The organism is Streptomyces sp. NPDC001068, from assembly GCF_042897315.1.
Taxonomy (GTDB): Bacteria; Actinomycetota; Actinomycetes; order Streptomycetales; family Streptomycetaceae; genus Streptomyces.
On sequence record NZ_JBIAYD010000009.1, the window covers coordinates 115,266 to 137,739 of the forward strand.

Below are 22,474 nucleotides of genomic sequence, written 5' to 3' on the forward strand. Positions count from 1 at the left end.
CGTAACACGGACGGCCGCCCCGCCTCGCCCTTTCGGCCGCGCTTTGCCCGCGCGAGGCCCGCGATCCCGCGCCACACCGGGCCTCGCCCACCCGGAACCGGCCAACTGCAAAATGTTCCCCAAACGGAACCGGCGCCCCGGTTTCCACCCGGGGCGCCGGTCCGCCACCGCCGTCGCGGCGGCCCCTCCGCGCGCTACGCGGACGCCGTCACGAACCGGTCCAGCGCCGCCGTCAGCTCGGCCGGCCGCTCCACGGGGAGCTCGTGGCCCGCGTCGATGATCCGGACCTCGGCATCCGGGTAGGCCTTGGCCATCCGCAGCATCTGCCCGACCGGCAGCTGGACGTCGTGGTATCCGTGCACCATCAGGGTGGGCGCGGTGATCTCCCCGGCCCGGTCCAGGACGTCGAAGGCCCGCATGGCGCCGTACAGCGTCATCACCACCTCCTTCGGGGTGCCGGCGGAGGTCCGGACGTACTCCCGGATCCGCTCGCGCGGAAAGCCGGGGGCGAAGGCGCGCTGGATGTTGGCCGCGACGAACAGCCTGAAGGGCACCAGGGTGGAGGCCGCCATCAGCAGTCCGCGGCCACGGCTGTAGGTCATCCGGCCGATGGAGTTGACCAGCACCATGCGCTCGACCCGCTCGGGATGGCCGAGGGCGAGGGTCTGCGAGATCATCCCGCCCATGGAGTGACCGACGGGGACGAAACGATCCACCCCGAGACGGTCGAGCAGCGCGACAACGTCCTGCGCGAGTTCGGCGATCGTCCCCACTCCCGCCCCTGTGCTGTCTCCGTGGCCGCGCAGATCGAGGCGGATCACCCGGCGGTCCGCGCCGAAGTGCGCCATCTGGTGGTCCCAGCGGTGCCGGTCGGCGGTCCAGCCGTGGATGAACACCAGGGGCGCGGCGGCGCCGTCCCGAGGGCCCTCGTCGTCGTACGTCAGCGCCGCTCCGTCGACTTCGAGCTGCGGCATGGGGGGCCTCCTGGGGCGTGATCCGGTTACTGCCGGGTACGGTAACCGGACGCCACGGCCGCCGTCACCGGAAGGCCGGCCTCAACACGGTCACGGTGCGCGCCCGATGGCCGCCACGGCGGCCTCCGCGTCGTCGGTGGACACCGCGAGCCGCGCGAAGGGCGCGGACGGCTCCAGGTCGACCAGGACGACCGGTCCGTGTCCGTGGACGGCCACGAAGTCCCGGCCCCCCGGATACCACCAGGCACCGACGCAGAACCGGTCGGGCCGGAAGTGACCGGGATGCGGCTCGCCGCGCAGCACCCGCCACCAGTCGGGCTCCACCGAGGCGCCGCGCACCTGCGAGAGCGGCACCCTGAGCACGCGGCGGTGCGCGAGCAGCCGCTCCCGCCCGCCCAGACGGACGACGACCTCGTCGCCGTCGACGGTCAGCCGGGCCATCGCACCCACCTCCACCACTCACCTCGCGCGTCCCGCCCGGTACCTCCCACCGGGTGAACCACATGGGGTTGATTACCCCAAATGCCGCAATGGTCAATCGGCCCTATGGTGCTGATATGGAGCACGCACTCAGTCCTTCGACCCTCGCCGAGCTGCGCCGCCCGCGCCCCTACCCCGCCGTCTCGGTGCTGACCCCCACGCACCGTCGCGGGCCCGACAACGCCCAGGATCCCGTCCGGCTGCGCAACGTCGTGGCCGAGGCGAAGAAGCAGCTGGAGACCGATCCCGCGGTCACCCGGGAGCGGCGCAGCGACGTCTTCGACCAGCTCGACCGCGCCCTCGCCGAGATCGACCTGGCGCACGCCGAGGACGGTCTGGTCATCTTCGCCGCGCCCGGTGAGCACCAGGTGTGGTCGCTGGCCCGCAGCGTGCCCGAGCGCGTGGTGCTCTCGGACACCTTCCTCACCCGCAACCTGGTCTCCGCCCAGGCCGCCGAACGGCCGTTCTGGGTGCTGTCGATCTCGGCCGACCGCGTCACGCTGTGGAACGGCGGGGTCGACCGGGTCACCGAGAGCCGGGCCGGCGGCTTCCCGATGTCCCGGAGTCAGGAGAACTTCGACGCCGAACGGCTGCAGCGCATCGGCGACATGCCGAGCACCTTCCGCGACGAGGACACCAAGCGCTTCCTGCGGGACGCGGACACCGTGATGGCCGCGCTGCTCCGGGAGGAGCCCCGGCGCCTCTACGTCACCGGCGAGCAGGCCGCGCTGTCCCTGTGGGAGGAGTTCGGCAACGCCGCCCGGTACACCATCCCCGTGCAGCACGGCGGCCTCACGCACGCCGGTCCGGAGGCCGTGTGGCAGGTGATCCAGCCGCTGCTGGCCGCCGACTCCCGGCGCAGCACCGCGTCGGTGACCAGGGAACTGGAGTCGGCGCGCGGTCGCAGGACGTTCGCGGCCGGTGTCGACGAGGTCTGGCAGAGCGCCCGCGAGGGCCGCGTCCGGCTCCTGGCGGTCGAGGAGAACTACCGCACGACCGTGCGCGACGACGGCGACCACCTGGTCCCGGCCGCCAACGGCGACCTCGACGCCCGCGACGACATCGTGGACGAGATCGTGGAGCAGTGCCTGGAGACCGGTGCCGACGTCCGCTTCGTCCCGGACGGAACCCTGGACGACGAGAACGGCATCGCCGGGGTGCTGCGGTACTGACGGACCCACCCCTCCGGCCGGCGTCTACGCTCTACGTGATCGTCGGCCGAGAGGGAGTGTGGGTGTGGCTGAGCTGCTTGGCGTCGCGGTACTAGGTGCTGGACACATGGGTGCCGACCACATACGACGGCTCGACCGGGTGGTGAGCGGCGCGCGGGTGGCGGCTGTCGCTGACCCGGACCTGGACCGCGCCAAGGAGGCGGTGGCCGGTCTGGACGGGGTCACCGTCCACGCCGATCCGCTGGCCGTCCTGGACGCCCCCGGTGTCGAGGCGGTACTGATCGCCTCGCCCGGCCCGGCCCACGAGGAGCCGCTGCTCGCCGCCTTCGCCCGCGGACTGCCGGTGCTGTGCGAGAAGCCCATGGTGCCGGACTCCACCGGCGCGCTCCGGGTCGTGGAGGCCGAAGCCGGACTCGGCCGCAGACTGGCGCAGATCGGGTTCATGCGCCGTTACGACGCCGAGTACCGGCGTCTGAAGGCGCTGCTGGACGGCGGCGGTCTCGGCCGGCCCCTCATGCTGCACTGCACCCACCGCAACGTGTCCTCGCCGCCCGGCTTCACCAGCGCCATGATCGTCAACAGCTCGGTCTCGCACGAGATCGACGCGGCCCGCTGGCTGCTCGGCCAGGAGCTGACCGCGGTGACCGTGCTGCGGCCCCGGCCCTCCGCGGGGGCTCCCGAGGGACTGCTCGACCCGCAGCTGGTCCTCTTCGAGACCGACGGCGGCGCCCTGGTCGACGTCGAGGCCTTCGTCAACTGCGGATTCGGCTACCAGGTGCGCTGCGAGGCGGTCTGCGAGCGGGGCAGCGCCCGGATCGGCGAGGACCACACCATGCTGGTCACCTCGGCGGGCGCGGCCCGCGAGGAGGTGCCCCAGGACTATCTGGTGCGGTTCGCCGACGCCTACGACCGGGAGGTGCAGTCCTGGGTGGACGCCACCCGGCAGGGCCGGGTCACCGGGCCGAGCGTCTGGGACGGGTACGCGTCCTCCGTGGTGGCCGAGGCGGGGGTCCGGGCGCTGGAGTCCGGCGGCCGTACGACCGTCGCACTCGCCCCGCGCCCGGACCTGTACGCACCGGACGTCAGCCGCTGACGCTCGCGGAACCCGTCTCCAGATGGCCGGTGAACCGGCGCGACCAGGTCGCGTCGGAGTCCACGGTGACCGTGAAGTCGTACCAGCCGTTCTGGTAGGCGACGGCGTTGAAGTAGTCCTCGGTCGAGCCACCGGCGGCAACCTGGTAGGTCCAGGGGCCGTCGGTGCGGTAGTTGTTCGACGTGATGGTGAACTTTACCGATGTGGAACCCGAGTTGGTCATCCTGAACCAGACGGCGAGTTTGCCGGTGCCCGGCTCCACGGTGTAATGGGTGCTCACCTCGGCCGACTTGCCCGCCTTGGTGGCGTCGCCCTGGAAGCGGCGCAGGAAGCGGTTGGGGCCGACCATGCTCAGGTCGTACTTGCCGGCGCCGTACCCGGTACCGATGTTGAAGGAGTCGGTCGCGGTGCCGCCCGCGGTCACCGTGTACTGCCAGGGGGTGGTGTCCCGGTAGGCGTTCGGGTGGATCGAGAAGTGCGCCGCCCGGGTGGCCGCGGTGCCCTGGTTGGCCATGGTGAACCAGGCGAGGACCTTGCCTCCGGTCCCGAACTCCAGGTGGTCCAGGTATCCGTTGGGCTGGTAGGGCAGCGCGCGGGCCGGGCGGGTGCCGGACTCCTGGGCGGGCAGGGCGTTGGTGGTGGGCACCGGGTTGGGCAGCGGACCGCAGGTGGAGAGGCCGATGACGCCGGTCGTGGGCAGGGAGACCGCGCCGGTGACCGGGTTGGCGAAGTCGAAGACACCGGTCAGGTCGCCGCTCACCGAGCGCCGCCAGTCGCTGATGTTGGGGCACTTGGCGGGCTTGCCGATGGCCGTGGTCCAGGTCTCCAGGAAGCGCAGCACCGAGGTGTGTTCGAAGACCTCGGAGGAGACCCAGCCGCCGCGCGTCCAGGGTGAGACGACGATCATCGGGACGCGGAAACCGAACCCGTAGGGCACCCCGTTGAGGAACTCGCCGGCCGTGCCGGCGGGCGGCGCCGGGGGTGGCACGTGGTCGAAGAAGCCGTCGTTCTCGTCGTAGTTGAGGAACAGGACCGTCGAGTCGAAGACGTCCGGGTCGGCGGCGAGGGCCTGGTAGACCAGGCTGACGAAGTGGGCGCCGTCGCCGGGCGGTGCGTAGGGGTGCTCGGAGAAGGCCTGGTTGGCGACCACCCAGGAGACCTGCGGAAGGGTGCCCGCGAGGACGTCGGCCTTGATGGCGGCGGCGATGTCGTCGGGGGTGGAGCCCGTCACCTTCGGGACCGAGGCCATGCCCCGGTCGTACAGCGGGCTGCCCGCCTTCGCGGCGGCGAAGTTCTTGAAGTAGGCGCAGCCGTTGTCGCCGTAGTTGTCCTGGGCGTTCTGGTAGACCTTCCAGGTCACTCCGGCGTTCTGCAGGGCCTCGGCGTAGTTCTGCCAGGTCAGCCCGGACTCGTCGCCGCCGTCGTAGCTCGCGGGGTCGACCTTGCCGCTCCACAGGTAGGTGCGGTTGGGGCCGGTGGCGCTGAGGGTGGAGCAGAAGTACGCGTCGCAGATCGTGTAGTTGTCGGCGAGCGCGTAGTGGAAGGGGATGTCGGAGCGGTCGAGGTAGCCGAGGGACCGCACGTTGCCGACTCCCGCGACCCAGTTGTCGAGGCGGCCCTTGTTCCAGGCGGAGTGCTGGGAGGACCAGGAGTGCGGCAGGTCTCCGTTGCACTGCGCCAGGGTCTCGCCGTCGTGGCCGCCGGCGGCGGGGGTGGCGCTGAGCTTCCAGGGATACTGGCGGCCCGTGCCGTTGGGCTGGTTGAAGACCGGGTAGCCGCCGCCGAGGGTGATTCCACTGCGGTCCGCGAAGCCGCGGACGCCCTTGAGGCGGCCGAAGTAGTGGTCGAAGCTGCGGTTCTCCTGCATCAGGACGACCACGTGCCGTACGTCCGAGATCGTGCCGGTCGCCGCGTCCTGGGCCGCGGCCGCCGTCCGCGCGCCGGTGGCGCCGACCGCCATGCCCGCCGCCACGGATGCGCCCAGCCCCACGAAGCCTCTTCGGCTGATCGGTGTCATTCGCCCCGTCCTCGTCACGGGTGTGCCCCTGTGGCACACCGCGCGCCAGGGTGCACGGGGCAGCCGTCCGGCTCCGGTCCGCGGCGGTGAGGCGGGAGTGAACAACATTCAAAGTTGCCGCCGGCAGTGCCGGACCGGGCTCACACGCCCCCGAACAGCGCGCTCAGACCCCGTTCCACGACCGCCTCGACGTCCTCCTCCCCCGGCGCCACCACCTCGTGGCTGCGCTGCAGGAATCGCACGAGCGCCTGGGTGTCGAACTGGAGCAGGGCGAGCCCGTGCGGTGAATGGAACTCCACGGCGGTACGGCCCCGGCCGCAGGGCCAGATGTGCACGTCCCCGCGTCCGGCGGGGACATCGAGACCCTGGTCCAGCAGGGAGCGGGCGAACGTCCAGGTCACCTCCTCCCCGCCGAGGGTGACCTCCGCGGGGAAGTCGACGAACACGGCGAGCGGATCACCTGAGGTGTACCGGAGCGTGGCGGGCACCGGGACCTCCTGGTCCTCGGCGGTGATCAGCCGGGCGCGGGCGGGTTGCTCGAAAGTGATGTCCATGCCTGTAGGACTCCACAGGTGCCTCTCGCATGACGCGAAATCCGGACAGAGTTGCGGTGGTTGGCCGAGACGCCGACACTGTGCCCGCCGACGCGTCGAACAACCGCCCGAGCGCGACGCGAAAACTCCTGAAAATAGTTCAACTCGCGTAGTCCGCCTACGTCTTGCCCCACCCGTCCGCGTACGTCTTTCATAGCGGTCCACCAGCCCGTGAAGACTCTGGCATATGCCAGAAGCACCACCGTATCGGGTGTTGCCAAATCCCTTACGAGGCGTCGCGGGCTGTGCAACAGTCGTAACCGGTCCCCCGCCCGTTCCGGCCCCACAGTCCCCGCATCGGAGTGCGTCATGCCGTCCCATGTCTCCGCGGACCGCCCCGCCGCCCAGCCGCCCGGGCGCGGCTCGGTCGAGGCGTTGATATCGCAGACAAGGCGGCTCAGGGGCGACGTGGACGCCGTGCGACGGGACACCCGCGGCGACGGTTCGGACCCCCGGGACCGCTGGCAGCGCGCACTGTACGACCTGGCGCTCCATCAGCTCAACGACCTGGACGAGCACCTGGCCCAGCTGCGGGACGGCCCCGCGCCACCCGCGCCGGACCCGGAGACCGGGCCCGCCGGCCGGTCCGCGCCGGCCGACCTCCCGCACGGGGCACTGCTCAGCCGGGTCGGCAGCGCGGAGTGGAACCTCCTCACGGACGAGGCGAGCTGGTCCGGCGAGCTCTACCAGATCCTCGGTCGCGACCCGGCCGCCCCCGCCCTCACCCTCGACGAACTGCCCGCCCTGGTCCTGGACGACGACCGGCCCGGACTGACCGCGATGGTCACCGCCTGCCTGGTCGACGCCCAGCCGATCGACGGCGAGTTCCGCGTCCAGCGGTCCGACGGACACGTACGGACCGTGCACATGATGGGCGAGCCCGTGCTCGGCGGCGACGGCAGCACCGCCTCCATGTGGGCGGTACTGCGGGATGTCAGCGAACTGCGCCGCAGCCAGCGCACGGTGCGCGAGACCCGCGACTCGATGCCCGGCCGGCGCCGGGGCGAGCGTGCCGCGCGGACCGCGGCCGAACCGCGGGAGGCCGCGCCGGCGCCGGGGCGCGGTGCCCTGCGCATGCCCCGCCGGGGCCCGGGCGTCCTCGACGTCGCCGCCCGCCACCTGCCCTCCGGCAGCGGCAGCCTGCCGGGCGGCGACTGGTACGACGCGCTCGACCTGTCCGACGGGGACACACTGCTCAGCGTCGGCGACCTCACCGGGCACGGGGTCGCCGTCGCCTCGGGCATGACGATGCTGCTGGGCGCCGTGCGCGGGATGGCCATGGCCGGTGCACAGCCGGGGCAACTCATGACCATGCTCAACCAGTTGCTCGACGCCACCGTGCAGCCCGCTCTGGGCAGCGCCGTCTGCTGCCGCTACCGCCCCGAGACCCGCGCCCTGTCCTGGGCACAGGCCGGGCACCCCGCCCCGCTGCTGTTCCGCGACGGGACGGGATGCGTGCTGAGCGCGCCGGACGGCGTCCTGCTCGGCGCCACCTCGGGAGCCGGATACGGGCAGGCCGAAGTGACCCTGGAACCGGGTGACCTGCTCCTGCTGCACACCGACGGGCTGTTGCCCGGGCACAGCGCGGCCGACTCCCTGGACCGTCTCCTCGGCCTGTCCCCGCGGTTCGGGGCGGCACCCACCGCCCAGGACTGTGTCGGGGCCGTGATCGAGGAGTTCGGCGAGTCCGAACGCGAGGACGAGGCCTGCGTGCTCATCGCCAGAGTGAGTGAATAAGGGCGGCGGCAGCCACCTGTACAACCTCTTGTACCAACCTTCGGGCAAGGGCGCGCACGGGCCCGCTACGCCTGTGCGCTGCCGTTCGTCCCCCTGTTCCTGGGCTTGGGCAGGGCGATCTTGATTTCGTCCCGCAGGTCCTGGATCCTCGGGTAGCCGGAGTACTCGGCGGTGAGCCGGTACATCTGGCGCAGCCGGTCCCAGGTGCGGTGGGAGGAGTTCGACCCCATCGACACCAGGGCCAGTCGCGCGTAGTGACCCGCCTGTTCGGGGTCGTCCGCGATGAAGCAGGCGGAGGCCATGGAGAGGAAGTCGAAGATCTTCGACCGCTCCTGCTTGCTGTCGGCCCGCAGCGCCAGCGCCTTCTCGGCGTAGTGCCGGGCGTGCACGGCGGCGCTCGGGTCGTGCTCGGCCAGGGTGCGGTAGGCCAGGGCCTGCATGCCGTACAGGTCCGCCTCGTTGAACATCTGCATCCAGCTCGGTGGCGGCACGTCGCCGCGGTCCGAGACGAACAGAGTCTCCGCCTGGCCGAGGGTGCGCCGCATCGCCTGGCCCTTGCCCATCGACGCCTGGGCCCACGCCTCGACGGTGTGGAACATCGCCTGGGTGCGCGGCAGCACCTCCTGGCCCGAGCCCGACTGGGCCAGTTTCATCAGGTCGAGTGCCTCGTCGGGCCGGCCGATGTGCACCATCTGGCGAGCCGCTCGGGAGAGCGCCTCCCCGGCGCGCGGCCGGTCACCGCCCTCACGGGCCGCGTGGGCGGCGATGACGAAGTACTTCTGAGCCGTGGGCTCCAGACCGATGTCGTGCGACATCCAGCCCGCGAGCACGGCGAGGTTGGCGGCGACGCCCCACAGGCGCCGCTGGAGATGGTCGGGGTGACGGTAGGCGAGCATGCCGCCCACCTCGTTGAGCTGTCCCACCACGGCCTTGCGCTGCAGCCCGCCACCGCGGGACGCGTCCCAGGCCCGGAACACCTCGACGGAGCGCTCCAGTTCCTCGATCTCCTCGGATCCGATGGGGGCGGCCTCGTAGCGGTCGAACCCAGCGGGGTCGGCGTGCAGGGGGTCGTCGAGGGCGGGGGCGTCGGCCTTCAGGGTGGGGTCGGTGTGCAGCCAGTCGTACATGGCGCTGCTGAGTACGGATCCCGCGGTGAGCGCGGCACCCGCGCCCACCAAGCCGCGTCGGTTGAGCATGAGGTCCATTCCCGTGAATTCGGTGAGGACCGCGGCGGTTCGTTCGGGCGCCCACGGCATGCCGTCGGGATGTTCAGAACTCCCGCCGTCCGGCCGTTTTCCCGTACGCCCGTGCCGTACCAGACCGAGGTCCTCGATGGTCACGACACGGCCGAGACGCTCGGTGAACAGGACCGCCAGCACCCGCGGCACCGGATCACGCGGGATCTCTCCCGTGTCGATCCACCGCCGCACCCTCGAGGTGTCGGTCGACAGCTGGGGGTGGCCCATGGCCGCCGCCTGCCGGTTGACCAGCCTCGCGAGTTCGCCCTTGGACCAGCCGGCCAGGCCGAACAGGTCCGAGAGACGGGTGTTGGATTGTCCGCTCACGTCAAGCCCCCAGGTTCTCGGCTGAGTTGACAGTAGCCCCGTGCAAGTTGCCGGGCGACTATTCGCCACGGTTCGCCAGGGTGCGCCAGATGGTGTGCCACTGGGCGACGGGTGTCAGGTAGGAAAGCGCCACCCCGCCCCGGTCGCCACTGGACGGACACACTCCCCAGGGCGTGTCCGGGCGGCCGGGACGGGTGGGCGCCGAGGACCTCTCGCAGGACTTCTCAGGCAGGCATCGCAGGTACACGAAGGGATCTGTATCGCCCATGTACGCAGCATCGTCCTCCGTGTCCGCTCCGCCCCGGACGCTGCGCCCCCGCCCGGCGGGCAGCGGACCCTATCTCGACCCCGCACGGACCGGGGCCGCCGTACCGGTCGTTGGCCGGCCGCGGCGCGCCGCGGTTCCCGGCAGCCAACCGCTCAGCGGCAGGCTCGACCTGTCCGGGCCGCAGGGCGCGCAGCTGCGCACCGCGATCGCGTCGGTGCACCGGATCTGCCCGGAGTTCGCTCCGGTGCAGGTGCTGCGGCGCTCCGGACGGTCCGTGATCCTCGTCGGGACGACGGGGCGCAGCACGGCCGTGGCCAAGTGCCTACTGGACCACTCCCCCGCCTGGGCGGAGCGGATCCGCCACGAAATAGCCGCATACCGCTCGTTCGTCCGGCACCGGCCGCCGATCCGGGTGCCGCGGCTGATCGCGGCGGACCCGGACAACTGCACGCTGGTCATCGAGCGGATGCCGGGCCGGGTGGCGGCGGTGCAGCGGCACCCGGCGGAGGCTCCGCCCCGGGCGGACATCCGGGCCGCGCTGGGCGCGATCTGCCGGCTCAACGCATGGCGGCCGCCGGCCGGCACCTTCGACGCCCCGGTGGACTATGCCGCCCGCATCTCCCGCTACCACGAGCTGGGTCTGCTCACCGACCGGGACATGGGTGACCTGCAGAAGCTGCTGCACGGCATCGCCCTCGCCGCGGGCCGGCAGGGGATGGGCCAGTTCTGCCACGGCGACGCCCTGCTGTCGAACATCCTGCTGTCGCCGGCCGGTCCGGTGCTGGTGGACTGGGAGCACGCGGGCTGGTACCTGCCGGGTTACGACCTGGCGACGCTCTGGTCGGTCCTGGCGGACGCCCCCGTGGCGCGTCGTCAGATCAGCCAGATCGCCCAGTCGGCGGGCCCGGCGTCCCGGGACGCCTTCCTGGTGAACCTGATGCTGGTCCTCACCCGGGAGATCCGGACCTACGAAACCGCCGTGCAGCGTTCGATGCACGACGCGACCCCGGCGGCACCCGGTACGGCCCATCCGAGTGCCGCGCCGACCGGCGAGGAACAGCGGCTGCTGCTCCGGCGGCTGCACGACGACTGCCAGCTGGCCCGCCGGGCCGTGCGCGCGGCGGTCGGCACTCGCTGACGGGGACGGGAATCCGCGGTGCGCTCAGGGCAGCCGCGCACCGCGGATTTCCCGGGCCGTCCCGCCCGTTCCACTGGTGTACGCCACTGACGCGCCGCAGGCCGGGAGCCTGCGGCGCGAAACTCCCACGATCAACGTATGACATGGGAATTCCCGCTCCTCTGGGCATGATTGACGGATCGTCGGCAAGCCGGTACCACTGAGCCACGCTCAGCCCCGCACGCCCCGCCGCGCTCGATCGCCCCAGGAGGCCGCATTGCGAGGAACCGTCACCGAGCCAGCCCCCGCCCGTGGCGGCAGACATGTGCGCAGCGCGGCGGCCGCCGTCGGCTTCGCGGCACTGCTGCTGCCCCTGCTGGGTGCCGCTCCGCCGCCCGGCGGGCCCCCTTCGTCCGCCCTGCTGCTGCAGCGCTCGTTCGCGTCCGCCGCCGCCGAGTACCACGTGCCGCAGAGCGTTCTGCTGGCCGTCTCCTATCTCCAGTCCCGCTGGGACACCCACGGCGGCGCGCCGAGTGTGACGGGCGGCTACGGCCCGATGCACCTCACCGACGCGCGCACCGCGCTGGCCACCACCACCGAGCACTTCGCCGACGGCACCGAGGACGCCCGGGGTGACGGCGCCCGTCCGGCCCTGCACCCCCACGTCCGGGTACCGGCGGACTCCGCGCTGCCGGCCCGGCTCAGGACCCTCGTGCGAGCCGCGGGCCTGACCGGCATCCCGGCGGCGCGGCTGCGCACCGACCCGGCCGCGAACGTCGCCGGCGGGGCCGCCCTGCTCGCCTCCGCACAGCGGTCCCTGCACCACCCGCTCAGTGCCGATCCCGCCGACTGGTACGGCGCGATCGCCCGCTTCTCGGGCGCCGACGACTCGGCCACCGCCGCGGCGTACGCGAACGACGTGTTCGACGTCCTGCGCACCGGCGAGCAGCGCGTCACGGACCAGGGACAGGCCGTCGCCCTCGCCGCCCGGCCCGGCCTGAGGGCCGACACCGCGCGGCCGGGGCCGACAGGGCTGCGGACCGTGTCGAGGGACGGCACGGAATGCCCGGCAACGGTGTCGTGCGAATGGATCCCGGCGCCCTACGCGGAATTCGGCGACGACGACTACGGCAATCACGACCTCGGGGACCGGCCGGCCTCGCAGGGCATCAAGTACATCGTCATCCATGACACGGAAGGCGCCTGGGACGGCACCATCAACCTGGTCCAGGACCCGACCTATGTGTCCTGGAACTACACCATCCGCTCGACCGACGGTCTGATCGCCCAGCACGTCAAGGCGAAGGACGTGGCCTGGCACGCGGGCAACTGGTACATCAACGCCAAGTCGATCGGAATCGAGCACGAGGGCTTCCTCGCGGCGCCGGACGCCTGGTACACGGAGGCGATGTACCGGTCGTCGGCCCGGCTGGTGAAGTATCTGACCGACAGGTACGACATCCCGCTGGACCGCCAGCACATCCTCGGCCACGAGAACGTGCCGGGACCGACCACCTCCACGATCCCCGGGATGCACACCGACCCCGGCCCGTACTGGGACTGGCGGCACTACTTCGAACTGCTGGACCACCCCTTCAAGCGCACCGCGGGCAGGAAGGGCGGTCTGGTCACGATCCTGCCGGACTACGCCACCAACCAGCCGGCGTACACCGGCTGCGTCAGCAGCGGCCAGCCCTGCGCGGCGCACGGTTCCAGCGAGGTACGGCTCTACTCGGACCACGACGAGAACTCGGCGCTGATCAAGGACATCGGCTTCGGCAGGACGCCGACCACCGACGTGAACGACCTCTCCTCACGGGTCTCCACCGGCCAGCAGTACGCGGTGGCGGACACCTGGGGCGACTGGACCGCGATCTGGTACCTGGGGCAGAAGGCCTGGTTCAGGAATCCGGCCGGGGCGCGGACGGCGGTGTCCGCCACGGGACTGGTGGCGACGCCGAAGGCCGGCCTCACCGACATCCCCGTGTACGGCCGCGCCTATCCGGAGGCGGCGGCCTACCCCTCGGGGGTACCGGCCCAGGCGGTCTCCCCGCTCCCCTACACCATCCCGGCGGGCCAGGCCTACGTGATCGGTGACGTGCTGCGGGGCGAGTACTACTACGCGGTCACCTTCGACACCGCCTCGCACAAGGTGGTGGTCGGCAAGGACCTGTACTACGAGATCCAGTACGGCCACCGGGTCGAGTTCGTCCGCGCCGCCGACGTGACCGTGGCGCCCGCCAGCCGGTGGGCGCGCCGGTAGCGGTCGTCAGCCCTGCTGGAACAGCTCCGCCGGGAGCGGTTTCAGCAGGGCGTACAGGTCGTCCGTGATCGGGCGGTCCCAGGCGGCGATCGTGACGAGGACACCGTCGCTGCGGTCGAACTGCACGCAGGAGATCCGGCTCTCGGAGAGCTTGAGGCGCCGTACGATCAGCAGGTTGTCACCCTGCAGCACCGGCATGTCCTCGGTGCCGACGACGGTGACGTCCTCGTCGTTCTCCAGCGCGAGCAGGAGCTGCCCGACCTCGAAGGGGACCTCTTCCGCCGCGATCTCGCGGGCCGGGGAACCCTCGGGGAGGTTGCCGATGATCATCGCGGGGCCGCGGCCGCCGAAGAGGTCGTAGCGCAGGAAGACGCCCTGGCAGGTGCCGTCGGGGGCGGGCAGCAGCCCGGCGCCGAGGTTGCCGGGCCAGTCACCCGGGTCCATGGCCAGTACGTCGAAGTCGGGGCCGGCGGGAGTGGCGCTGCGGCGACGGAGGAACGACATGCGCTCCATGGTACGGGTCGGCGGCACCGGGCCGGGCCGAAGGCGCCGGGCGGGTGGCGGCGGTGCGGCGGGGGGTGCGCCGGGGCAGGTTGCGGGCGCGCCGGAGCAGGTGGCGGCGGGGAGCCTCGCCGGGCGCGGGTGACGGGGGTGCGGCTAGGGCCGCGCCGGGCACGGGTGACGGCGGTGCGACGAGGGCCGCGCGGGGTGCGGGTGACGGCGGTGCGGTGAGGGCAGCGCCGTACGCGGGTGACTGGGGTGTGTCGGGTGCGGCGCCGTCGTGGCTGTTCGCGTGGTTCCCCGCGCCGCTAGGGGGTCGCGTCCTCCGTCTGTTTCGTGGCCCTGGCCAGCGCGGCGCGCGCCTCCTCCGCCAGGCCGTCCGCCCCGCACCCCTCCGCCGTCTCCAGGCCCCTGCGAAGGTGCGCGGGGTCGCGGAGCTCGGTGCCGAGGGCCACCAGCGCGCAGGCCAGTTCGTAGGCGGCGGGTGAGCGTTCCAGGTGGGTCACGGCCTCCGTCAGGTAGGTCAGGCGGGCCTGGCCCGTGGTGACCTCGGCCGCGGTGCGCAGGGCCTGGCCGATCGCCGACGGGGCGCCGAACTGGCGGGCGCGGCCCACCGCTTCGAGGGCGGTGGCCAGGGCGCGGTCGGGAGCGTAGTGGCTCTCGGCGCGCGCCAGGTGGAGCTGCCAGGGGCACCACGCCGGGTTGCGGATTCCGCGCGGTTCGAGGCGACGGCCCGCGGCCGAGAGCTCGGCCGCCGCGTCCTGGACGAGGCCACGGGCGAGGAGCAGCTCGCCGTAGACCGTCTGGGCGTCGGGGAAGACCACGGCCGCCGGGAAGGGCTCGTGGAATGCGTGGTGCTCGGCGACCTCGGTGGCCTCGTCGGTGCGCCCGCGGGCGAGCAGGGTCTGCACGAGGGTGCCGACCGCGTACCAGTGGGCGGGGGTGCCGGGGCCGACGCGTTCGGCGATCCGCAGTCCGGTGCGGACCAGGTCCTCGGCCTCGGTGAGGCGGCCGCGCCGGTAGCGGACGTATCCGTGGAGGGTGTAGGCGAAGGAGAGGTGGGCGCCGCGCCAGCCCTGGCGTTCGAAGTCCGCGGTGCCGGTGGCGAAGAGCTCCTCGGTGCGGTCGGGCCGGTCGGCGTACATGAAGGCGAGGGCGACCAGGACGGGCACCTCGAAGCCCCGGTCCGACTCGGCCCAGCCGAGGCCGCCGGCCAGGGCGCGCTCGGCGTGCCGGAGCGCGACCTCGGCGGGTTCGCCGCGTTGCACCGCGTCCCAGGTGCGCAGGCCGATGATGTACCGCTCGGTGAGGTCGCGGCCCTGGAGCCGGTCGGCGAGCCGGGCCAGCCGCCGGGAACGGGAGGGGTGGTCGGGTTCGTCGGCGCGGAAGGCGTCCCACATGAACTGTTCGGAGAGCATGCGCAGCCGGACCCGGGCGTCGCCGGTCACCCGGATCTCCCGGGCCAGGGTCTCGGAGGCCTCGGCGAGCCGGTCGCTGTGGGCGAGGACCTGGGAGAGCCGGTAGACGATGTTCTGGCGCAGTCCGGGTTCGGCGATGGGTTCCGCGAGCGCGGCCCGCAGGTGGTTGACGGTGGTGGCGGGTTCGGTGAGCAGGGAGGCGCTGCCGAGTTCGTAGAGGACGGCGGCACGGTCCTTGGCGGTGGGCGGCTCGCGCAGGGCCCGGGCCAGGTAGCGGCAGGCGGCGTCGGGGGCGCCGGCCCGCAGGGTCTCGCCGGCGGCGGCGCGCAGCCGCTGGACGACCCAGGGGTCGCCCTCGGGGTGGGTCTCCAGGAGGTGCCGGGCGGCGGTCGCGGCGGCCTGGCCGTCGTCGGTGACGCACCAGGCGGCCTGGCCGTGCAGGGCGACCCGGGTGGCGGGCGGGATGGCCCGGTAGACGGCGGTGGCGATCAGCGGGTGGACGAACTCCAGGGTCTCGACGCCGGTCAGGACGCGGACGCCGCGCAGGGCGTCGGCCGCGTCGGCGGCCTCCTCGTGGCCGAGGCCGGCCACGGCGGCGGCGAGCGCGGGATGGATCTCGGTGCCGAGCACGGCGCAGGCCCAGGCGAACCGGACGGTGGAGGGGCCGAGGCGTTCCAGCCGGGCGATCAGCCCGCTGCCCTTGACGGCGGCGGCGAGGTCGCGCAGCAGCGGTGCGCCGGCCTCGGTGGGGTCGAGGCCGCGGTCGTGGACCTTGGCGGTCAGTTCGACGGTCTCGAACGGGTTGCCCGCGGTGACGGCCCAGCACTCGTGGCAGAAGGCGTCGTCGGCGTGTGCGCCGAGGCTCTCGCGGACCAGGCCGGCGACGGCGCCGGCGCTGAGCGGTTCCAGGTCGTGCGGGCGGCCGCCGGCCCGGCCGGGCAGTCCGCGCAGCGACTCGGCGTGGTCGGGGAGTTCGTCGGGCCGGTAGCCGACGACGAAGAGCAGCGGGAGCTGGTCGGCGCGGGGTGCGAACGCGGCGAGCCAGCCCAGGGATTCGGGGTCGGCCCAGTGCGCGTCGTCGAGGACGAGGACCACCGGCGCCTGGCGCACCACGAGGTGCGTCAGGACCCAGTCGAGGCCGTCCCGCAGGCCCTGCTGGTCCGGCGGGGCGCCCTCGGTGGGGGCGCACAGGCCGAGGGCGGGGCCCACGATGTCGTACCAACTGCCGAGCGACGCGCGGAGTTCGGCCTCCGGGGCGCCGGCGAGGCGGGGTTGCAGGAGCTGGCGGGCGACGTGGAAGGCGACGCGCTGTTCCTGGTCGCCGCCGCGGGCGGAGAGCACGGTGCAGCCCTGGGCGGCGGCACGGCGGCGCACCTCGGCGAGGAGCGTGGTCTTGCCGATGCCGGCCCGGCCGGCGAAGGCGAGCAGCGCGCCGAGCGGCCGGTCCGCCGGTGCGGCGCCGTCCGCGCCGAGACCGGTGAGCTCCGCCAACGCATCGTCGACGGTCGCGAGTTCGCTCTCACGTTCGTAGAGCGTCCGTCGGTTCCGAAGGACCCGCTGTCCCATGACCACCCCCTGCCACGGTGATGCGCGAGCGCGGGGAGCGGGCGCGCACCGTGGCGTGCAGGCAGCTCAGCGTACGCCCGATGGGCGTGATCCGCTCCCTACTGACGGTTACTCACCCGAAGGGCTTGACAGGACAGTTCAGGACTCTTCGGACGGTGGCGGCGGGATCACCGCGATCGGGCTCGCGGCGTGCAGCAGGACCGCCTGGGTGACCGAGCCCATCATGCGGGCCGGGGCCAGCAGGCTGCGTCGATGCCGCCCGACGACGACCAGTTCGGCGTCCCGGGAGGCGGCCACCAGGGCTCCGGCCGCGTCGCCGGGCAGCGCGAGCGCTTCGGCGGGCACGTCGGGGTGTTCCTTGAGGTACGGGGCGAGGAAGCCCTCCGCGAGGGTGCGGGTCTCCTGCTCGACCTCGCCCTGGTCGACGGTGGGCGGGGCGAGTTCTCCGGCCGTGGCCCAGAACCGGACCGGCCAGGGGTAGGCGGCGATCGCCTGGAGCCGGGCACCGCGCCGTGCGGCCTCCGCGAAGGCGAACGCCAGGGTGGCCTCGTCGGGGCCGTCCACGTCCACGCCGACCACGACCCGTGGTCCGGGGCGGGTGGGGAACCCGTCGGGGACCTCGCGCCCCGGTGCGGGTACGACCACCACCGGGCACCGGGCGTCGCGGGCGGCCGCCATCCCGTTGGAACCCAGGATGAGCCCGGCGAAGCCGCCGCGGCCCCGCGAGCCGAGTACCAGCAGCTGTGCGTCGCTGCCGAGTTCGGGCAGCAGCGCGGAGGGTGCGCCCTCCATGGCCACGTACTCGACGGCCGGTCCCCCGCCGCCGGCCAGCCGGTCGCGGACCTCGTCGAGGACGGGGTCACCGGCCTCGCCCGGTTCTCCGGCGACCAGGACGTCGGGCTGCCCCCAGGCGGCGTACTGACGCACGTGCAGCACCCGCAGTGCCGCGTCGCGTCGCCGGGCCGCGTCCAGGGCCCAGTCCAGGGCGCGCAGGCTGCCGTCCGAACCGTCCACCGCGGCGATGACCGGCGCAGTGCTCATCGTTGCTCACCTCCGGAATACGACCTTCCCTGTCCGGGGCCAGCCTGTCTCAGGCGGCGGCCCCGGGCGGGCGCTGCTGGTCACGTGTCCGGAAATCCTTGCGGAACACCCCCCGGTTCGCCGCTCCGCGGCGGAACCGGGGGCGGTGCTCAGGTCAGGTCGAACTCGCCCTCCCGGGCCCCCGACACGAAGGCTCCCCATTCGGCGGGGGTGAAGATGAGGGAGGCGCTCTGCGGGCGGCCGCTGTTGCGCATCGCGATGAATCCCTCGACAAAGGCGATCTGGACATCCCCCAGGCCACGGCTGCTGGACTGCCACTCGGCCCCGCTGAGGTCCAGCTCCGGCTTGTCCCAGCCCAGTACCGACTGCTGCTGGATGGTGCTCTCGGCCACGTCCGTGCTCCTCCCGAATTCGTCGTCCGCGGCCAGCCTAGCTTTCGCCTCGGGCACTCAACAGGCCACGTGAGGGGGTCCTTTCAGGAGTCGGGGGCCGACGAGCCGACCAGCCACATGGAGAAGAACTGGGAGCCGCCGCCGTAGGCGTGCCCGAGCACCTTTCGGGCGCCGTCCACCTGGTGTTCTCCCGCCAGGCCACGGACCTGGAGGGCGGCCTCGGCGAAGCGGATCATGCCGGAGGCGCCGATCGGATTGGTGGAGAGCACACCGCCCGACATGTTGACGGGGAGGTCACCGTCGAGTTCGGTGACACCCGATTCGGTGAGTTTCCACCCCTCGCCCTCCGCGGCGAAGCCGAGGTTCTCAAGCCACATGGGCTCGTACCAGGAGAACGGCACGTACATCTCGACGGCGTCGATGTCCCGGCGCGGGTCGGCGATGCCGGCCTGGCGGTAGACGTCGGCCGCGCAGTCCTTGCCGGCCTGCGGCGACACGGCGTCCTTGCCGGCGAACAGGGTGGGTTCGCTGCGCATGGCGCCGCCCAGCATCCAGGCGGGCGGCTTCGGCGAGCGCGCCGCGCCGGCCCGGTCGGTGAGGACCATGGCGCACGCCCCGTCGGAGGACGGACAGGTCTCCGAGTAGCGGATGGGGTCCCACAACATGGGGGACGCCTGGACCCTCTCCAGGGTGATGTCGTGTTCGTGCAGGTGGGCGTAGGGGTTCTTGAGGGCGTTGCGGCGGTCCTTGTAGGCGACCAGCGAGCCGACGGTGTCGGGGGCGCCGCTGCGCCGCATGTAGGCCCGTACGTGCGGGGCGAAGAAACCCCCCGCGCCGGCCAGCAGCGGCTGCTGGAAGGGGATCGGCAGGGACAGTCCCCACATGGCGTTGGACTCGGACTGTTTTTCGAAGGCGAGGGTGAGCACGGTGGGGTGGACGCGGGCGGCGACGAGGTTCGCCGCGACCAGCGCCGTGGAGCCGCCGACGGACCCCGCCGTGTGGACCCGCAACATGGGTTTGCCGACCGCCCCGAGCGCGTCCGCCAGGTACAGCTCGGGCATCATCACGCCCTCGAAGAAGTCGGGCGCCTTGCCGATGACGACGGCGTCGATGTCGGCCCAGCTCAGCTCGGCGTCGTCGAGGGCGCGCCGGGCGGCCTCCCGGACCAGCCCGGCGATCGACACGTCCCGCCGGGCCGCCACGTGCTTGGTCTGGCCGACCCCTACGACGGCCACGGGCTCCTTGCTCATCGCGCATCCCCTTCCTGGGCGGGGCTCTCCAGCGGGTCCCCTTCGAGTACGGCGACCAGGTTCTGCTGGAGGCAGGGCCCGGAGGTGGCGTGCGCGAGGGCGCGGTCGCTGTCGCCTCGGTGGATGCGGGCGGCGGCCTCGCCGATCCGGATCAGCCCCGCGGCCATGATCGGGTTGGCGGCGAGCGCCCCGCCGGACGGGTTGACCCGTACCTGGTCGCCGAGGCGCAGCGCCTTGCGGAGCACGACTTCCTGCGAGCTGAACGGCGCGTGCAGTTCGGCGGTGTCGACGGGCCGTTCGAAGGCGCCCGCCCGCTCGGCGGCGAGCCGGGCCGAGGGTGCGTCGGTCAGGTCGCGGACACCGAGGGCGTGTGCCTCGATGCGGTGGTCGATGCCCCGGATCCAGGCGGGCCGTGAGCACAGTTCGCGGGCCCGCTCCCCGGCGGCGAGGATCACCGCGGCGGCCCCGTCGCCGATGGGCGGGCAGTCGCCGGTGCGCAGCGGCCGTACCAGGTAGTCGCCCTGCGGCACCGCACCCCGGAGCTGGGCGTGGGGGTTCTCACCGGCGTCGGCGCGGCTGCGGGCGCCGACCGCGGCGAGCGCCCGCTCGTCGGTCTCGCCCGCGTCGATGAGTGCCTGCGCCTGGAGCGCGGCGAGGGCGACGGAGTCCGGCCACAGCGGGGCCACGTAGTAGGGGTCGAGCTGGCGGGTGAGCACGTCGCGGACCGGGCCGGGTGAGGACTTGCCGTAGGAGTAGACGAGCGCGGTGTCCGCGTCGCCGGTGAGCAGCTTGGTCCAGGCCTCGTACAGCGCCCAGGCGCCGTCCATCTCGACGTGCGACTCGGAGATCGGCGGCCAGGCGCCGACGCCGTCGAGGGCGAGGGTGAAGGAGAAGGCGCGGCCGGCCAGGTAGTCGCTGGAGCCGGAGCAGGTGAAGCCGATGTCGGCGGTGCGCAGGCCGGTCTGTCCGAGGACGTCGTGCAGCACGGGCATGAGCATCTCCACCTCGGAGAGCTCCTCGCTGGTGCGCCGGTGGTCGGTCTGCGCGAAGGCGACGACCGCGATGTCCCGCGTCGGTGCGGTCACAGCAGCTCCTTGTAGGTGTCGTAGTCGGCGTCGGGTTCGCCGGTGGGCCGGTAGTGGTCGGGGTAGCGGGCTCCCTCGGTCCACACCGGTTCGACCCTGAGGCCCATCCGCACCTGGTCGTAGGGGATGCCGCCGATCCGGCCGTGCAGGGCGAGGCCGGCGCCGTCGAGGGCGATGTGGCCGTACACGTACGGGACTTCGATGTCGAGGTTCTTCGCCTTGATGTTGACGATGCAGAACGTGGTGACGGTGCCCCGGGGACCCACCTCGACCTGTTCGGTCGTGGCCAGGCCGCAGGTGGGGCAGGCGCCCCTGGGCGGGACGTACACCTTCCGGCAGGAGGGGCAGCGCTCGCCGCAGGTCCGCCGGCCGGCCAGGGCCTCGATGTAGGCGGCCTGGGCGCGGCCGGGCGAGTAGGTGTAGTCGAGCCGGGCGTGGGCGACGATGCCGTGCACGGCGTCCTCGAACTCGCCGCCGTGTCCGGCCGGTTCGGCGGCCGGGCCGTCGTACGGTTCGAAGCAGGCGATGTCGGTGATGGCGCCCGACCGCTCCCCGGCCCAGCGGACGCGGACCCGCATGCCGGTGCGGACGGCCTCGGGGCCGGGTGCGTCCAGGGCGTGCAGCAGCGCGGTGTCGGCGCCGTCCAGGCGCACCAGGACCCAGGCGAAGGGGGTGTCCAGGGGCTGGCCGCGGCGGGGTCGGTGGTTCCACGCCCAGGTGGTGACGGTGCCGGTGGGGGCCACCTCGACGAGGTCGCGGAGTTCCTCGGCGGAGACGGGGTCGTACTCGACGGGCGGGACCAGCACGCGGCCGTCGCCGGTGCGCACACCGAGGAGGACGCGTTCGCGCAGTCCGGTGAGGAAGGCGCTCTGGACGGGCCCGAGGGAGCGGGTGAAGGGGAACTCGACGACGAGGGGGGCCTTGAGGACTTCGGGCATGGGGGCTGCCTCCTTGACGGGGTGGTGTGCGGCGCCCGGGCGGGGGCGCGGGCCGCGGCGGGTACGGCTCCGCCGGGTGGGGGCGACCGGCCGCGGACGGCACGCGGTGTCCGGATCGCCGCACCCGGCACGGCTCTACGCGCGCCTGTAGTCGGGCGTCCGCTTCTCCGCGAACGCGCGGGCGCCCTCCTTCGCGTCGGCCGTTTCGAAGACCGGCCATCCCCGCTTCAGCTCGGCGGCGAGTCCTTCGGTCTCCGTCAGTTCCGCGGTCTCGTACACCGACGCCTTGACCGCCTCGACGGCCAGAGGTCCGCACGCGTTGACCTGTTCGGCGATCTCCAGGGCCTTGCCGAGGGCGTCGCCGTCGGGGACGACATGCCCCACGAGTCCGACGGCGGCGGCCTCCCGGGCGGTGTACGGGCGTCCGGTGAGCAGCATCTCCAGGGCGTGGGTGCGCGGGATCTGGCGTTGCAGCCGGACCGTGGAGCCGCCGATCGGGAAGAGTCCGCGTCTGACCTCGAAGAGCCCGAAGGTCGCGGACTCGCCGGCGACCCGGATGTCGGTGCCCTGGAGGATCTCGGTGCCGCCGGCCACGCAGTGGCCCTCGACGGCGGCGATCACCGGTTTGCGCGGGCGATGGTGGCGCAGCATCGCCTTCCAGTGCAGGTCGGGATCGGCCTTCAGCCGGTCGCGGTGCCCTTCGCCCGCCATGCCCGCCCCGGCCAGCGCCTTGAGGTCCATCCCGGCGCAGAAGGCGCCGCCGGCTCCGGTCAGCACGATCGAGCGGACCGCGTCGTCCTCGTCGGCCTCGATCCAGCCGTCGTACAGGCCGACGAGCATGGAGATCGAGAGCGCGTTCTTGGCCTCGGGCCTGTTGAGCGTGAGCACCAGTGTGGCGCCCTCGCGCCGCACGGTGAGGTGTTCCGTGCCACCCATGGACCTCTCCCCTCTGCCGGAACGAGAACAGGTTGCAGGAGGGCGGGAGGCACTTCAAGGGTTTTCTG

18 protein-coding genes are annotated in these 22,474 nt (G+C 72.8%); 5 read left to right on the forward strand and 13 right to left on the reverse strand.

Annotation, left to right across the window (positions count from 1 at the left end; genetic code table 11):
- Nucleotides 1–194 precede the first annotated feature (194 nt).
- Together ACFY3I_RS25235 and ACFY3I_RS25240 are read right to left on the reverse strand one after the other, a co-directional pair.
- A complete protein-coding gene (locus ACFY3I_RS25235; RefSeq protein ID WP_390862864.1) occupies nt 195–974 on the reverse strand; it encodes an alpha/beta fold hydrolase in 780 nt (259 codons plus the stop codon).
- 90 nt (nt 975–1,064) lie between these two features.
- A complete protein-coding gene (locus ACFY3I_RS25240; protein ID WP_365287622.1) occupies nt 1,065–1,415 on the reverse strand; it encodes a hypothetical protein in 351 nt (116 codons plus the stop codon).
- 116 nt (nt 1,416–1,531) lie between these two features.
- On the opposite strand from ACFY3I_RS25240, the gene ACFY3I_RS25245 reads away from it, so the two are divergent.
- Both ACFY3I_RS25245 and ACFY3I_RS25250 read left to right on the forward strand, forming a co-directional pair.
- The gene (locus tag ACFY3I_RS25245) at nt 1,532–2,626 is read left to right on the forward strand and encodes a chemotaxis protein (protein WP_365287620.1); all 1,095 of its coding nucleotides are present in this window, start codon (nt 1,532–1,534) and stop codon (nt 2,624–2,626) included.
- Nucleotides 2,627–2,690: 64 nt separating this feature from the next.
- Complete coding sequence (locus tag ACFY3I_RS25250; RefSeq protein WP_390862866.1) at nt 2,691–3,719, forward strand: Gfo/Idh/MocA family protein; 1,029 nt, start codon at nt 2,691–2,693, stop codon at nt 3,717–3,719.
- On the opposite strand, the gene ACFY3I_RS25255 is transcribed toward ACFY3I_RS25250, so the two are convergent.
- Entirely contained in the window at nt 3,709–5,736 is a 2,028-nt protein-coding gene (locus ACFY3I_RS25255) for a phosphocholine-specific phospholipase C (protein WP_390862868.1), read from the reverse strand. The genes ACFY3I_RS25250 and ACFY3I_RS25255 overlap by 11 nt on opposite strands.
- A gap of 140 nt (nt 5,737–5,876) precedes the next feature.
- On the reverse strand, nt 5,877–6,290 hold the full coding sequence (locus ACFY3I_RS25260; protein WP_390862869.1) for an SsgA family sporulation/cell division regulator: 414 nt from the start codon (nt 6,288–6,290) through the stop codon (nt 5,877–5,879).
- A 348-nt stretch (nt 6,291–6,638) separates the two neighbouring features.
- Here ACFY3I_RS25260 and ACFY3I_RS25265 point away from each other — a divergent pair, with 348 nt between their 5' ends.
- Nucleotides 6,639–8,066 carry a SpoIIE family protein phosphatase gene (locus ACFY3I_RS25265; protein ID WP_390862871.1) on the forward strand — a complete coding sequence of 476 codons (1,428 nt, stop codon included), beginning with the start codon at nt 6,639–6,641 and terminating at the stop codon, nt 8,064–8,066.
- A 65-nt stretch (nt 8,067–8,131) separates the two neighbouring features.
- Here ACFY3I_RS25265 and ACFY3I_RS25270 read toward each other — a convergent pair whose 3' ends face one another.
- Nucleotides 8,132–9,631: a hypothetical protein gene (locus ACFY3I_RS25270; protein WP_390862873.1), complete on the reverse strand. Its 1,500-nt coding sequence runs from the start codon at nt 9,629–9,631 to the stop codon at nt 8,132–8,134.
- Between the two features lie 266 nt (nt 9,632–9,897).
- Here ACFY3I_RS25270 and ACFY3I_RS25275 point away from each other — a divergent pair, with 266 nt between their 5' ends.
- Both ACFY3I_RS25275 and ACFY3I_RS25280 read left to right on the forward strand, forming a co-directional pair.
- The gene (locus ACFY3I_RS25275; protein ID WP_365287608.1) at nt 9,898–11,037 is read left to right on the forward strand and encodes an aminoglycoside phosphotransferase family protein; all 1,140 of its coding nucleotides are present in this window, start codon (nt 9,898–9,900) and stop codon (nt 11,035–11,037) included.
- 256 nt (nt 11,038–11,293) lie between these two features.
- Nucleotides 11,294–13,279 (forward strand): N-acetylmuramoyl-L-alanine amidase, encoded by a 1,986-nt coding sequence (locus ACFY3I_RS25280; protein ID WP_390862874.1) that lies wholly within the window; start codon nt 11,294–11,296, stop codon nt 13,277–13,279.
- 6 nt (nt 13,280–13,285) lie between these two features.
- Here ACFY3I_RS25280 and ACFY3I_RS25285 read toward each other — a convergent pair whose 3' ends face one another.
- From ACFY3I_RS25285 to ACFY3I_RS25320, 8 genes are all read right to left on the reverse strand, one after another.
- Nucleotides 13,286–13,783 carry a hypothetical protein gene (locus ACFY3I_RS25285; RefSeq protein ID WP_365287604.1) on the reverse strand — a complete coding sequence of 166 codons (498 nt, stop codon included), beginning with the start codon at nt 13,781–13,783 and terminating at the stop codon, nt 13,286–13,288.
- Nucleotides 13,784–14,088: 305 nt separating this feature from the next.
- A complete protein-coding gene (locus tag ACFY3I_RS25290; protein WP_390862876.1) occupies nt 14,089–16,764 on the reverse strand; it encodes an ATP-binding protein in 2,676 nt (891 codons plus the stop codon).
- Nucleotides 16,765–16,902: 138 nt separating this feature from the next.
- Entirely contained in the window at nt 16,903–17,805 is a 903-nt protein-coding gene (locus tag ACFY3I_RS25295; RefSeq protein ID WP_390862878.1) for a universal stress protein, read from the reverse strand.
- A 149-nt stretch (nt 17,806–17,954) separates the two neighbouring features.
- Nucleotides 17,955–18,197 carry a DUF397 domain-containing protein gene (locus ACFY3I_RS25300; RefSeq protein WP_365287598.1) on the reverse strand — a complete coding sequence of 81 codons (243 nt, stop codon included), beginning with the start codon at nt 18,195–18,197 and terminating at the stop codon, nt 17,955–17,957.
- Nucleotides 18,198–18,280: 83 nt separating this feature from the next.
- Nucleotides 18,281–19,447: a thiolase domain-containing protein gene (locus ACFY3I_RS25305; RefSeq protein WP_365287596.1), complete on the reverse strand. Its 1,167-nt coding sequence runs from the start codon at nt 19,445–19,447 to the stop codon at nt 18,281–18,283.
- The gene (locus tag ACFY3I_RS25310) at nt 19,444–20,532 is read right to left on the reverse strand and encodes a thiolase domain-containing protein (RefSeq protein WP_390862880.1); all 1,089 of its coding nucleotides are present in this window, start codon (nt 20,530–20,532) and stop codon (nt 19,444–19,446) included. The genes ACFY3I_RS25305 and ACFY3I_RS25310 overlap by 4 nt, the downstream gene beginning before the upstream one ends.
- Nucleotides 20,529–21,470, reverse strand: a complete 942-nt coding sequence (locus ACFY3I_RS25315) for an OB-fold domain-containing protein (RefSeq protein WP_365287592.1) — start codon at nt 21,468–21,470, stop codon at nt 20,529–20,531. Before ACFY3I_RS25315 ends, ACFY3I_RS25310 begins: the two co-directional genes overlap by 4 nt.
- Nucleotides 21,471–21,605: 135 nt before the next feature.
- On the reverse strand, nt 21,606–22,406 hold the full coding sequence (locus ACFY3I_RS25320; protein ID WP_390862882.1) for a crotonase/enoyl-CoA hydratase family protein: 801 nt from the start codon (nt 22,404–22,406) through the stop codon (nt 21,606–21,608).
- Nucleotides 22,407–22,474 lie beyond the last annotated feature (68 nt).

Bases quoted from the DNA above. Each gene is read 5' to 3' on its own strand.
- ACFY3I_RS25235 (WP_390862864.1), bottom strand. From the start codon at position 974: ATGCCGCAGCTCGAAGTCGACGGAGCGGCGCTGACGTACGACGACGAG.
- ACFY3I_RS25240 (WP_365287622.1), bottom strand. From the start codon at position 1,415: ATGGCCCGGCTGACCGTCGACGGCGACGAGGTCGTCGTCCGTCTGGGC.
- ACFY3I_RS25245 (WP_365287620.1), top strand. From the start codon at position 1,532: ATGGAGCACGCACTCAGTCCTTCGACCCTCGCCGAGCTGCGCCGCCCG.
- ACFY3I_RS25255 (WP_390862868.1), bottom strand. From the start codon at position 5,736: ATGACACCGATCAGCCGAAGAGGCTTCGTGGGGCTGGGCGCATCCGTG.
- ACFY3I_RS25260 (WP_390862869.1), bottom strand. From the start codon at position 6,290: ATGGACATCACTTTCGAGCAACCCGCCCGCGCCCGGCTGATCACCGCC.
- ACFY3I_RS25265 (WP_390862871.1), top strand. From the start codon at position 6,639: ATGCCGTCCCATGTCTCCGCGGACCGCCCCGCCGCCCAGCCGCCCGGG.
- ACFY3I_RS25275 (WP_365287608.1), top strand. From the start codon at position 9,898: ATGTACGCAGCATCGTCCTCCGTGTCCGCTCCGCCCCGGACGCTGCGC.
- ACFY3I_RS25285 (WP_365287604.1), bottom strand. From the start codon at position 13,783: ATGTCGTTCCTCCGTCGCCGCAGCGCCACTCCCGCCGGCCCCGACTTC.
- ACFY3I_RS25290 (WP_390862876.1), bottom strand. From the start codon at position 16,764: ATGGGACAGCGGGTCCTTCGGAACCGACGGACGCTCTACGAACGTGAG.
- ACFY3I_RS25295 (WP_390862878.1), bottom strand. From the start codon at position 17,805: ATGAGCACTGCGCCGGTCATCGCCGCGGTGGACGGTTCGGACGGCAGC.
- ACFY3I_RS25305 (WP_365287596.1), bottom strand. From the start codon at position 19,447: ATGAGCAAGGAGCCCGTGGCCGTCGTAGGGGTCGGCCAGACCAAGCAC.
- ACFY3I_RS25315 (WP_365287592.1), bottom strand. From the start codon at position 21,470: ATGCCCGAAGTCCTCAAGGCCCCCCTCGTCGTCGAGTTCCCCTTCACC.
- ACFY3I_RS25320 (WP_390862882.1), bottom strand. From the start codon at position 22,406: ATGGGTGGCACGGAACACCTCACCGTGCGGCGCGAGGGCGCCACACTG.